Genomic DNA, 13334 nt, shown 5'->3' on the forward strand with positions numbered 1-13334 from the left:
CTGATGGTGTTATTATTAACAAAAAAATAATTTAATATGGTAAATAATATTAGGAAATCAAAAAAAATAATATGATAATAGTTTTAATTTAAAAATTCTAATTTAAATTATTTGTAACTAAATTCTAAACTATTATGAAATATTTTTCATTATATTTTTTTGAAAAAAAGAAAAAAGAAAAAAGAAAAAAGAAAAAACATATAAAAAGATAATAAAATATCTCCTTATATGTTTTTATTACATAAAAAATTATATATCTCTTTGGCATCTATACTAAAAGCTGGCATGCGGCTACCTTTACCTTTTTTTACGATTTCAACAAAAGATTGTTCATCCAATCTACAAACTTTAAGCGAGGGAGCAGTGCCTAGGCCATTAGCGTTAGCACCATGACAACGCGAACAGTTTTTTTCATATAACTGCTGCCCTTGTGATTTCTGCATTACACCAACGGTCGTTTCTTTTTCAGATGAAAATTGCGATAAAAACCAAAAGGAAAAAACGCAGAAGATAAAAATAACAAAACCAAATAAAAAATATTTAGAAGAAATTTTTCTTTCTGAACTCAAGAAAAGAACTCCTCTCAAAACTAATGTAATCGTGGATGGTCATTAGAAATTTTTTTATCTTTATTAAAATTAGGATACGATAGATCAGCTTTACGTCGCGTTTTTGCATCTAAAATACGTTTTGTCATGAAAGGTCGCAAAACACTGTTACTATATAAAGAATTAACCGTATCTTCGAGCTTATCATTTTTTTGTAAATTAATCTTACTTTGATGATCTGTTTGTTCAAGGTATTCCTTTTGCAGTGATACGCGAAATTTTAATTTGTCCAAAACACTAGGTAATGTACTATGACGAGAAGCGATAGACACAGGGTAATAATCGCTATAGATACCAGGTAGTCGATTAATATTCATCTTTTTTGATTTGGGTTCATTCTTAATATCAAGATCTGGCAACATAACTCTATATTCGTTTTCTAAAAGTCGTTTATTTTCTGGCTGCTCTTTAGATTTATATTCATAAGATAATCCATTAGATAAAGGTAGATCATCCCTCTTAGTAGAGGATCTTCGATCTTTGTTCAGCGAAGTACCAGAAATATCGATGTTAGTTAATGTGTTTTCTGAAAAAATTTGTTCTAACTCTAGAACTTCTTGCTTACGTTTATTGTTTAAAGAAACTATAAACCATACAATAAAACCGATTATCGCCAGAAAGGTAAAAAGCAAGATGGGAATTAAATACTTACCTAAAAATACCAAATTCATAAAGTATATATCCTCCTTATCAGATAAAAATGGAAAATATAAAAAAACAATCAATAGACACAATAAACAAATTAAATTCCAGATAATACACATATAAGACATTTTAACATAAAAAAGGTTAAAATTTCTAATTTATAATTTGCAACTTATCATTTATCAATAAGTTTCTGGTTCAAATAAGAAGAAATAAAAGGATCTAAACCCCCATCCATCACATTACCAAAATTTCCAGTTTCATATTTTGTACGATGATCCTTAACAAGCTGATAAGGATGTAAAATATAAGAACGTATCTGGCTACCAAAATCAATATCTCGTCTTTCGCCTTTCAAGGCTGCTTCTTCTTTTGCGCGTTGGGCTTGTTTATGTGCCAATAAACGGGCCCTCAAAACTTTTATGGCCCGCTCGCGATTTTTAATTTGAGAACGCTCTGATTGACATGTAACGACAATGCCGGTCTCTAAATGAGTAATACGTACAGCTGAATCAGTCGTGTTAATATGCTGCCCTCCTGCACCGCTAGCACGATAAGTATCGACTTTAATATCTGAAAGTTGTATATCGATCTCGTTATTTACAGGCAGATCAGGCATTACCGTTACAGAAGCAAATGAAGTATGTCTTCGACCCGAGGAATCAAATGGAGAAATCCGAACTAAACGATGTATGCCCATCTCTGATCGTAAAAGACCGTATGAATATAATCCTTTAATACGAATCGTAACATCTTTAATTCCTGCTTCATCACCAGGTAACAGTGATAAAATTTCAACTTCATAAGATCGCTTCTCAGCCCAACGCATATACATACGTAGCAACATATCCACCCAATCTTGGGACTCTAAACCACCTGCTCCAGGGTGAAGATCCAAAAATGCCGCGCAGCTATCATATTGGTCAGATAATAGGACAGTTAAACGAAATTGCTGTAGCTCTTTATCTAGTTTTTGGGAAAGTAATACTAATTCACTAAACATTTCCTGATCGTAATCTTCTAGTAATAAATTACATAAAATATTCGTTTCTTCATACTTGGTAAATAGTCTATCCCATCCACCCAATTGTTCACGCAACAATTTCACACTATCAATAACTACCTGCTGCTTTTCTTTGGTTTGTTGCCAAAAATTAGATTGGGACATCTTTTTCTCATCAATATTTAAAGCCAATCTTTTATCGTCTAAGTCAAAGGGACTCACGCAATTCTTCTAAAACACACCTTATTTGCGACAGTTGTTGCTTTATTGTATTTAATTCCAAAAAATCTTCCCCTCCAGATTACTGATCATCAGACCCTTCGTTTAATTCACCAATCATTTTCTTGAGCAGTTCTTCATTATTACCATTCTTGTCTTTTGGTTTTTCATCTCTCAAACTTATAGATTTAACTATATAACGAACAGATTCATCTTGTATTTCTTGAACCATTTGCTCAAACATAGAAAAACCTTCCATTTGATAAGCACGTAAAGGATTGTCCTGCCCATAAGCACGTAAATGAATACCTTGTCTTAGATGATCCATAGCATCGATATGATCCATCCACTTACGGTCAACAGTTCTCAGAAGGATTGATTTAATAATATCATACATTTCATCAACTGAATCAAATGATTTCTTGCATCTTCCGAAGTAATCCATTGCCTGGGTGATAAGATCTTTTGAAATGCTATCGGGATCTTTAGAACGAAAATCATCTATATTCAATTTTTCATCGGAAAGTAAATGTGTCTCTGCAAAATCCTTAATAGCCTCTAAATCCCACATCTCTTCTAATTCATCAGAAGTATGAACCTTAACCGTGCGTTCAACAACTAATTCTAACATTTTACGAAAAATACCTTCTAGGTCTTCACCGATAAGCACTTCACTGCGTTGATCATATATAATACAACGCTGTCTATTTAATACATCGTCATATTGTAAAACCCAACGACGAGAATCAAAATTATTACCTTCAACCCTTTTCTGAGCTCTTTCAACAGCACGGGTAAACATTTTACTCTCCAAAGGCTGATCTTCTTCCATACCCATACGTTGGACAATGCGTTCCATTTTCTCGGGCGCAAACCGGCGCATTAAGTCATCAGAAAAGGATAGAAAAAACTGCGAAGAACCAGGATCTCCCTGTCGACCAGAACGACCCCTAAGCTGATTATCAATACGACGACTTTCATGTCTTTCCGTACCGATGATATGCAATCCACCTAAATCAGCTACACCCTCACCCAAAACGATATCCGTTCCACGACCCGCCATATTTGTAGCAATTGTTACACCGCCCATTTGACCTGCACGCGCGATGATTTCAGCTTCACGAGCATGATTTTTAGCATTAAGAACTTCGTGTTTAATATTATGTTTTTTAATCATCGAGGATAAAAGCTCTGAATTTTCAATAGAAATGGTTCCCACAAGTACAGGTTGCCCTGTGCGATGTTTTTTTACAATTTCAGCAACAACAGATTTAAATTTAGCTTTATCATTAGCGTATAAAATATCAGGTAGATCTTTTCTACGCATCGGCCTATTAGTAGGTATCGGCAATACGCGCATGTTATAAATTTTACGAAATTCCTCTTCCTCTGTTTTAGCCGTACCGGTCATACCGCAAATCTTCTTATACAAACGAAAAAAGTTCTGCAGTGTAACGGTAGCCAAAGTCATACTCTCGTGTTGTACTTTTAAGCCTTCTTTAGCTTCAATAGCTTGATGTAATCCATCGCTATAGCGGCGCCCTTGCATCAAACGCCCCGTAAATTCATCCACAATGATAACGCCATCTTCATTAACAACATAATCAATATCACGCTTCATAAGCGCATGAGCCTTAAGGGCCTGTTGAATATGATGATTGATAGTAATGTTACTCATATCATAAAGATTATCTATACCTAAAGCTTTCTCCACACGCGAAGTCCCAGATTCCATAAGTGAAACCTGCTTTGTTTTCACATCAATACTATAATCTTTATCTAACGTTAAAGACATTACAACCCTATTAGCAGTATAATACAAATCAGTTGCCTTAGAAGATTGTCCACTGATAATTAAAGGTGTACGAGCCTCATCGATTAAAATACTATCAACCTCGTCCACGATAGCATAACTTAGTTCACGCTGTGTTAATTGATCAGGACTGCTAACCATGTTGTCTCTTAAGTAATCAAAACCATATTCATTATTTGTACCAAAGGTAATATCCGCCGAATATGCTTGACGCTTATTGTAAGCAGACATATTAGCAAGGTTCAAACCTACTTCAAGCCCCAAAAATTCATAAAGTCGTCCCATGTTTTCCCGATCACGTTGGGCTAAGTAATCGTTAACGGTAATGATATGAACACCTGTCCTCGGCAAAGAATTCAAATAAGCCGGTAACGTGGAAACCAATGTCTTACCCTCACCTGTTTTCATCTCAGCAATATCACCTTGATGAAGCACCATACCGCCAACTAACTGGACCTTAAAATGACGCAAACCTAATGTCCTCTTGGAAGCTTCACGAACCACAGCAAAAGCTTCAGGTAAAATAGTATCTAATTCTTCACCAGCTTTGTACATTTTACGAAACTCAAAAGTTTTACCGCGCAATTCATCATCGGTTAATTTTTCCAAATCACTTTCTAAAGATTCGATGTAATCAGCTATAGAAAACAGTTTCTTAAGTTGACGTTCATGTCCATCCAAAAATTTGCGCACGGTCTTTAACATAGCGCATATCCGCTCCTTACTATTCATGGCTAACAAAATTTTCCGCTCAAACTATCTTCATAAAAAGAGTGTAATAAGTGTAACAGATCTAGATCTAATTTTCACGCCAGCGAAATACTTTATCCTATTAAAAACCAAAGGACAATACATATAATATTCTTAATATAAAGAACAATCATATCGAAATCAATAAATAACAATAAAAAACTAAATATTAATAAAATGAATATACTAAGAAATTTTGGATAAAAAAGATCTTCCGGGTACACTTTAAATAATATAGTCTATATTGTATATAATATAAACTATATTATCATTATAGTCCATATTTTTATTAAAATCATAAGAATCAACCTATATAATAAAAGAGGTGGATTCTTATGATTTTATATTGCTCATATCAACTATAAACAAATCCTTAAAACACACTCATTTTATGTAGACAAAATAATTTGTTAAAAAAATAATTTAATTAGTTAAAAAAATATACATTATTATAAAAAAACAAAAAAATTCTTACAGTCATAGGAGTTATAAAACAAAAGTTAACTGTAATGACCAAAAAAGCAAGAAGATATATCTCGACCTCACTTAACACGTATAATCCAGTATAATTTTGTTTTTTGAACGTTAAAAATTGCCGCGTCTGCGTTTGTTATATACTTTGACAATATTTTGATTTTTTCTAACACCAATACGATAAATTATTTTATTATTTTTTCATAAAGCAATAAAATTAAATCATTTTTCAAACTTATTGATATTACTTATTTTTAAGCATACCAATAATCTGTTAAAATATATGCTTTTCGATCAAAATGGGTACACTAATCATGATATCGCAAGCCACATTTATTTTATTTTTCTGTTTTATTAGAATATTTAAATTCTAAATTATAGCTTAAATGCTCTGTATATAACATAGATTTAATAACAGAATGTCCCATATATAATTTTTTATCTAAATCAGAATAATGATACCAAGCTACTGGGATAGCATGTTGAGCTAATGAAGCTTACTTTACCTTTTTACGTGCAGTATAATCAAGAAAGTAAGGTTTATTTTTTCTTCGCGTGACTAATAAATTATTCATAAGATTTTTTTCGCTTCTGAATTGAGCATCTTTGAATCTCGTTTAGCATAGATAATAATATAGCTTATAGTTTGATGAACCATATATATAAAAGCTTTTTTATGAATATCGGACAAAGTTCAGTTAAAGTTTTTTTATACATAGATAACATGAACAAGATTATTTAAACCAGGTGAAAAAAATCGGGATATGAACCTCAATTTATGAAAAAATACGACCAAATAAGATTGATTTGTTAGTCTACAATTAATAGACATTTTTATCCTACTGTTATGTTTTGTGTGCCGCACTTACATTTTACACAGGGGATCGAGGAATGTCTATTTTTGTTTGCAAAATCTTAAAATATAAGATTTTGCAAACTTTAGAAATTCCATAACATTTTATTTATTAATGATTTTTACTTTTTTTACTTTTGTGCATGCACGGTACAAATAAACAAAAAAACATTTACGCTAGGTGGCGCTCTGAATCCTCAGAAACATCACCTTCACGTAAATCTAAAACAACTCTTTTTTCTATTTCGGCATTACTATTCTCTAAGAGCTCACTAATAACTTTTTCTTCGTCATCCATAGAGCTTAATCTAATAACATCCAATCCACTATAGCGTTCGCACAAACGGTCCAAAATAGCCAGAGTATCATCTGTTGAACCAAAATCTAAACAGGTAATACTGGATTTGCGCCGCCGGAAATTGTTTAACATGTTATAGGACCAAATAGACCATTCAATACGCCTCTGGCTATTATGGGTCAATAGAACTAATTTTTTCACACGCACAGGGTAATACTTACCTAAAACCATAACAAAATAGCGCACAATATACCGAAGGATAAAACAGAAAAGAACAACAATGGCAGGGATAAAGATTACAAAAAGCCATAATCTACCCATCATCATCATCCTCTCTAATTCTAATTTATTTAAGAATTGACATGATGAAATTAACCTTTAAAGAAATCTTAAAGCATAAAAACATAAATAATCAAAAATATTTATAAGCTTAAACTGAATTTAGTTACTTTTTATACATAAAAACAATCTGATTTAAAATATTGAAATCTAACTATAAAAAAACAAATTATGGATAATACAAAAAATAGTATTAAACTCATAATATCACTTAACAGACATTTAAGAAAGGGAGGATATTTGATAAACAGCGTCCTTCAAAGATACGGATAGATCTGTATATTCCCAAGGCAACTGTAAATCTTTACGACCAAAATGTCCGTATGAAGCTAAAGGCCTATATATAGGTCTTAGTAATTGAAATTTATTAATAATCCCAGAAGGACTAAGGTCCAATTTATCTTTTACAAGATTGATTAATAAATTTTCATCTACTTTGCCTGTGCCAAAAGTATCAATATAAATAGAAACTGGTTGAGCGACACCGATAGCATAAGCTAACTGAACTTCACAACGATCAGCTAAATCAGCAGCTACTATATTTTTAGCTATATAACGCGCAGCATACGCTCCTGAACGATCTACCTTTGTAGGATCTTTACCAGAAAAAGCCCCGCCCCCATGCCTTGAATAACCTCCATAGGTATCGATAATAATTTTTCTACCTGTTAAACCAGCATCACCCATAGGTCCACCAATAATAAAACGACCACTAGGATTTATTAAATAACGCGTGTTTGTATCTAACATGCTGACAGGTAAAATAGGTTTTATAACTTGCTCAATTAAATCAGTTTCTAAAGTCTTAAAAGCAACATCTTCAGAATGCTGAGAAGAACAAACAACGGTATCAACACGAACAGGCTTATCATCTAAATATTCAACTGTAACTTGCACTTTCCCATCAGGGCGTAGATAAGGAAGTATGCCCTTAACACGAACTAAATTAAGCTGCCTAGCTAAACGATGAGCTAAAGAAATAGGCATAGGCATCATTTCTGTTGTATCCTTACACGCAAAACCAAACATAATACCTTGATCTCCAGCACCCAGTAATTTATTTTTATCATCCATAGTCGAATTTTGAACTAATTCTAAGTTTTGTGCATTTTGTCTTTGCTCCCAAGACAAGTTAACACCGTCTGCAATATCAGCCGATTGTTCATCAATGGAGGTTATGATAGCACAAGTAGCAGCATCAAACCCATATTTAGCACGAACATAACCTATATCAGCTACTGTTTCACGCACAACTTTTGTAAAATCTACATAGCAATTTGTTGAAATTTCACCCGATAAAAATATAAGCCCTGTGGTAACCATGGCCTCACAAGCTACTCTGGCTTCTTTATCTTTAGCTAAAATAGCATCAAGAATCGCATCGGAAATTTGATCGCACATTTTATCAGGATGACCAGCAGTTACAGATTCTGACGTAAAAAAATGACGATTATCTAACACAATATTACCCCCTTGGCAACGCCAATGTTTTAATTTTTATGTAAATTGCTATTTTTAATGAAAAAAATCAAATAAGTATCAAAAATATGATTTTAAAAAGCATACCCTAAGTATTTATTTAAAAAAATTTTTCTTAAATAAGAATTTTAAATTAAAAATAAAGGTAGAAGAAAATAATAGTAAACCAAAATTTCAGCCTTTGCACTAAGGATACTAAAGTCTTAGTAAAATAAATCTTAATTTTATAATATTTTATAAATAATAAAATATATATTAATTTATAAAATATACATAGGAGAGAAACCATGTCAGAAATACAATCATTAACATTATCGAAGTCCTCTATGTCTACAATTGAAATAAAAAAATCAAAGTTTATAGGATATGCCTCACCAATAGAAGATGAAGCGAGTTGGAAAAAATTTAAAAGAAATATAAAAAAAATACATCCTAACGCGACACATCATACATATGCATACATTTTGGATACCGACTGGCAAAGATATTACGATGATGGTGAACCTCACGGTTCAGCTGGTAAGCCCATTTTAAATATATTAAAAACGGCTAATTTATGTTACACAGCTATCATTGTAGTGAGATACTTCGGCGGCACTAAATTAGGCTTTGGTGGACTAGTTAGAGCATACACCCAGTCAGCTAAAAAAACGATTGATGATGTTGACACTGGTATGAGAAACTTATACCGACATTGGTCACTTTCGTTACCATACGAATCATTCGATGTCATATATCACCATTTAAAGAGCCATAAAGCGCTGGAAATTAAAACAAATTTCAAACAAATGGTCCATGTTGAATTATGGATCCCTTGTAAGCATGAAAATGAATTGAAAAATAAAATCCAAAAAACAATTAAAAAAGATCTACAAATTGAAAAAGGCATGAAAATGTGGAAATGCATATCTTTGCAAAATAAATAAATGATTGTTTATTTGTTTATTTGTTTATTTGTTTATTTAAAATAAATAACATTATAATATATGATTTGTAAATTTATCAGAAGATAAAGGTTGATTATTATATATAGATTTATATGCCAAGGGTTAAAATAACGTATGTATATGAATATAATAGTCATTTTATATGCTAAGTCCTATAAAAATCCCCAAACCAATAATTGGCTATTTTTAATAATTATCTGAAAAGAAGGTATCAGACCTGTGAACAAAAGCTATCAACGTAATTTATTAATTATATTATCTATTTTATTAGCTATTGTATTGGGAATATACCTTTTATTTTTGAATTTTGTAAATAAGATATATATAGATGAACAAGGTAATTATAACAAAAAAAATCCCCATGTTAATAAAAAACCTGAATTAATATTACTTCTAGGAATTGATAAAAGACCCAAAGATCATGGCAGATCAGATGCAATTCACCTAGTAAGTTTAAATTTAGAAAAAAACGAAATTAAAACCTTATCATTCCCAAGAGATACTTATGTATCTATCCCAGACCACGGAGAAAATAAAATAAATCACAGTTATGCCTACGGAGGATCTGAATTAGCTAAGAAAACCATTGAAAAATTTATATGCACGTCTATAGATGGTTATATAGAAATAAATATGGAAGGGTTTAAATCAATCATAGATAGATTGGGTGGGATAGAAATAAATATACCATTTGATTTTTCGTTTCGCGGCGAAGATTTCAAAAAAGGGCTTAAGTATATAGATGGTCAGCAGGCGCTAAATTTTGTCCGTATGAGAAAATTAGACAAAGAAGGTGACATAGGACGCCTCAAAAGAGGTCAGATTGTATTGAAGGGAATATACGAAAAAATCTTTTCGCTGTCTAATATGCATTTATTACCTACGTTGATAAATGATATGGGAAATTATTTAAAAACAGATATACCAATAGGTCACTTTTTAGATCTCTACGATAATTACAAAGATAAATCAAAACGCATTGATGGCATCCATTATGAAGGTAAAAATGCTAAAATAAATGGAGCCGATGTTTATTTAGTAGATGAAGATGAAAGAAAAAAAATAAGCCATGAAATACGAAAACACTTAGATTTACCACAAAACAAAGAATGCGAGCAAGAAAATAAAGATAATTAATGTACATTCATTATGTATATTTATAAATAAATGCGAATATAAATAAATGATATATCTAATATATTATATACTTAAATATCTCTTAAGAGGAAAATAATATGTTTAGAAAATATTACTTAAGAGATATTGAGAACTATCTCAGAGGTATCAACATAAGTTATAATTACAAAATATTAAAGAAAATTATTATAAATTAACTAAGAAGTCAATTTTATATCAATCTATTAATATTTTTATAGATAATAATTAATTATATAAAAAATAGTTTTTGCTTTTTTTAATAAAAATTAAGAATGTTAAAATAAGAAATGCTTCAAAAAGCAAAATATTGGAAAATGAAAGGATTTTTAATTATAGTGAGAAAACGAAAAATTATACGTTACTTTTCAATCATATTATCTATATTAATCGGATCTTTAGTAGCATATATCGCTTATGTGTGGTATTCATTAAATAAAACTTATGATGGCAATACAGATAATTACATTCAAAAAACCAATGTTTCGAAAGAAGCAATTTCACTCCTTTTAATAGGCATAGATACTGAAAAATCTTTTGATAGAGGACGAGCTGATTCTATACACTTGTTAACTGTAAACCCACGGGATAATGATATGAAAATAACATCGATACCTCGAGATCTTTATGTGAAAATAGAAGGACATAATTTAGAAAAAATAAACCATAGTTATGCATATGGCGGCGCTCAATTGACAAAAAGTACCATAGAGCAGTTGTTTTGCATACCTATTACAAGCTATCTAGTAATTAATATGCAAGGTTTCAAAGAAGTTGTCGATCGTATAGGTGGCATAGATATCGAAGTTCCTTTTAATTTTAACTTTAGAGACAAAAATTTTGAAAAAGGTTCTGCGACAGTTAATGGAGAAGAAGCTCTTGCTTTTGTACGTATGCGTAAAACTGATATCGAAGGGGATATAGGAAGAATAAAAAGAATCCAAATAGTGATACGAGGTATCTATAAAAAAATAACTTCGCTATCTAATGCTCTTCTAATACCAAGTATCGCGGTTGATGCAAGTAAATATGTACGGACAAATATACCTATATCAAAATATTTGGACCTATACAAAACATATGGATCAACATTAAAAAATAGTGAAGGTTCGTACATTAAAGGAAAAAGTCAAATGATCAATAAGTCGTCTGTTTACTTAGCTAATAGTGGTGAAATAGAAAAAGCAAGTAATATCATCCAAGAACATCTAGGAATATCAGCGCTGCCTAATTGTAAAATACCAGATTAAATAATTTTACAAACCCCTCACTTGTTAGATAAAATGAGGAATTTATTTTTTTCTCAGAAATCTTTGTTACAAATATGTATTTTGCAAAAATATAATAACAGATTATAAATTAAACATCGATTCCCAATATAGCTATTTTTTAGATCTTGAATGAATCAGGTTTAACTAAAGAACAAGCAGGTAATTTGGTACTCGGTTCTATGCAACTACCAGGCAAAATAGTAGTATTGATACCTATATAGGAAGCTTGTTCCACTCTTATAGATTGACAACTAGGAAATTTTTTGTAATCACCTTGGATAAATAAGCTATTACTCGCCATTGTAACTCCTGGTGCAATAATAGCTCCCTCTCCTATATATGAATGCGCAGAAATATAACTATGTGCATATATCCTCGCTTCTTTTTCCACAGAAACATCTTCTTCAAATGACACCCTTGTATCTATAAACACAAAATCACCGATACTACACCTTTCTTTGATACAAACAAAATCCCTTATGTGCGTTTTACTACCGATTTTTGTGCCTGCATAAATAATAACACTGCTACCTATGTAGTTATCATCGTCAACACGCAAGAATACAGCTTCTTTGATGTTGTTAGACGAACTTTCAGGTGCTTGGACACCTAAAATAACATTGTCCCCTATAATGACGCGATCTCCTATACGTACTTCTTCATAAATTGTAACGTTATTACCTATGCTTACATTGTCTCCTAAAACAACATTAGCTGCTAAAGATGTAAAATTACCTATGGTACAATTTTTTCCTAAACGTACTGATGGGTGTTTTATATATTTATTCGTCAAATAAAGTCAACGCCCTCTCATTAAATACCATTTTTATAGACGCACTATAAAAATTTTCATTTTAAAAATATATTAATAAAATTAAAAAACAAAATTGTAAAAATAAGCTAAAAGCAAGTCCAAATTTAGGGTCAATATAAAAAATGAAATTAAGCTTTAAGATCATTAGGTCGAGCGATTAAAAAAAAGCTTAATATGCCCTCAGCAACAATTTTATCGCCTACCTTAGCTACAGCATCAGCTTTACCGAAATTCTTCCTAGAACCTTTTAGAACAACAGTTAATATCAATTGGTCCCCAGGATGTACTGGTAGACGAAACCGCATATCGTCTATACCTGCAAACAGTGGTAATTTGTCGCCCGATCCATTGTCTTTCCTTTCGCATAAGATAACAGCTCCTACTTGAGCTAAAGCTTCGACGATTAAAACACCAGGGAAAATCGGATATCCAGGAAAATGTCCTGTCATTATATTATCGTTTGCTGTTACATTTTTAATCCCTACTGCTTTTTGTCCTGTTTCTAAGGATATAATCTTATCCACAAGTAAAAAAGGCGGCCTATGAGGAATTATTTTCTGTATTTCACGACTATCCATCGATATCTCCTTACAAAAAGGTATTATTTATTATTAATTTAAAATAAATCACTTTATCATCATGTACTGGATACATTATACTTATTAT

The 13334-nt window shown here is 31.5% G+C and carries 11 protein-coding genes; 3 read left to right on the forward strand and 8 right to left on the reverse strand.

The features are described from left to right. Window positions 1-224 precede the first annotated feature (224 nt). The 6 genes from VS182_RS01580 to metK all read right to left on the reverse strand — a co-directional run bounded on the left by VS182_RS01580 (window position 225) and on the right by metK (window position 8403). Window positions 225-569 (reverse strand): c-type cytochrome, encoded by a 345-nt coding sequence (locus tag VS182_RS01580; RefSeq protein WP_479484788.1) that lies wholly within the window; start codon window positions 567-569, stop codon window positions 225-227. A gap of 20 nt (window positions 570-589) precedes the next feature. Further along, window positions 590-1279, reverse strand: coding sequence for a hypothetical protein (locus VS182_RS01585; protein ID WP_479484789.1), 690 nt, complete (start codon window positions 1277-1279; stop codon window positions 590-592). Window positions 1280-1428: 149 nt separating this feature from the next. Next, window positions 1429-2539 (reverse strand): peptide chain release factor 2 gene (gene prfB / locus VS182_RS01590; protein WP_479488785.1). Its coding sequence is split into 2 segments (ribosomal slippage): window positions 1429-2466 and window positions 2468-2539, totalling 1110 coding nucleotides; the frame shifts between segments, so codons are not numbered across the junction. Window positions 2540-2557: 18 nt separating this feature from the next. After that, window positions 2558-4993 (reverse strand): preprotein translocase subunit SecA, encoded by a 2436-nt coding sequence (gene secA, locus VS182_RS01595; RefSeq protein WP_479488786.1) that lies wholly within the window; start codon window positions 4991-4993, stop codon window positions 2558-2560. Window positions 4994-6537: 1544 nt separating this feature from the next. Continuing rightward, on the reverse strand, window positions 6538-6984 hold the full coding sequence (locus VS182_RS01600; RefSeq protein ID WP_479484791.1) for a hypothetical protein: 447 nt from the start codon (window positions 6982-6984) through the stop codon (window positions 6538-6540). A 240-nt stretch (window positions 6985-7224) separates the two neighbouring features. Continuing rightward, complete coding sequence (metK, locus tag VS182_RS01605; protein WP_479489057.1) at window positions 7225-8403, reverse strand: methionine adenosyltransferase; 1179 nt, start codon at window positions 8401-8403, stop codon at window positions 7225-7227. A gap of 365 nt (window positions 8404-8768) precedes the next feature. On the opposite strand from metK, the gene VS182_RS01610 reads away from it, so the two are divergent. The 3 genes from VS182_RS01610 (at window position 8769) to VS182_RS01620 (ending at window position 11833) form a co-directional block, all read left to right on the forward strand. Continuing rightward, the gene (locus tag VS182_RS01610; protein ID WP_479484792.1) at window positions 8769-9407 is read left to right on the forward strand and encodes an IMPACT family protein; all 639 of its coding nucleotides are present in this window, start codon (window positions 8769-8771) and stop codon (window positions 9405-9407) included. Window positions 9408-9647: 240 nt separating this feature from the next. After that, complete coding sequence (locus tag VS182_RS01615; RefSeq protein WP_479484793.1) at window positions 9648-10565, forward strand: LCP family protein; 918 nt, start codon at window positions 9648-9650, stop codon at window positions 10563-10565. A gap of 356 nt (window positions 10566-10921) precedes the next feature. After that, complete coding sequence (locus tag VS182_RS01620) at window positions 10922-11833, forward strand: LCP family protein (protein ID WP_479488787.1); 912 nt, start codon at window positions 10922-10924, stop codon at window positions 11831-11833. Window positions 11834-11972: 139 nt separating this feature from the next. On the opposite strand, the gene VS182_RS01625 is transcribed toward VS182_RS01620, so the two are convergent. Both VS182_RS01625 and fabZ read right to left on the reverse strand, forming a co-directional pair. Further along, window positions 11973-12647 (reverse strand): DapH/DapD/GlmU-related protein, encoded by a 675-nt coding sequence (locus VS182_RS01625; RefSeq protein ID WP_479484795.1) that lies wholly within the window; start codon window positions 12645-12647, stop codon window positions 11973-11975. Window positions 12648-12796: 149 nt separating this feature from the next. After that, on the reverse strand, window positions 12797-13246 hold the full coding sequence (gene fabZ, locus VS182_RS01630) for a 3-hydroxyacyl-ACP dehydratase FabZ (RefSeq protein WP_479492672.1): 450 nt from the start codon (window positions 13244-13246) through the stop codon (window positions 12797-12799). Window positions 13247-13334: the final 88 nt, after the last annotated feature.

Source organism: Pasteuria ramosa, from assembly GCF_056496785.1.

Excerpts from the sequence above, each read along its gene's own strand:
- VS182_RS01610 (WP_479484792.1), top strand. The coding sequence starts at position 8,769 with ATGTCAGAAATACAATCATTAACATTATCGAAGTCCTCTATGTCTACA.
- VS182_RS01585 (WP_479484789.1), bottom strand. The coding sequence starts at position 1,279 with ATGAATTTGGTATTTTTAGGTAAGTATTTAATTCCCATCTTGCTTTTT.
- fabZ (WP_479492672.1), bottom strand. The coding sequence starts at position 13,246 with ATGGATAGTCGTGAAATACAGAAAATAATTCCTCATAGGCCGCCTTTT.
- secA (WP_479488786.1), bottom strand. The coding sequence starts at position 4,993 with ATGTTAAAGACCGTGCGCAAATTTTTGGATGGACATGAACGTCAACTT.
- metK (WP_479489057.1), bottom strand. The coding sequence starts at position 8,403 with ATGTGCGATCAAATTTCCGATGCGATTCTTGATGCTATTTTAGCTAAA.
- VS182_RS01600 (WP_479484791.1), bottom strand. The coding sequence starts at position 6,984 with ATGGGTAGATTATGGCTTTTTGTAATCTTTATCCCTGCCATTGTTGTT.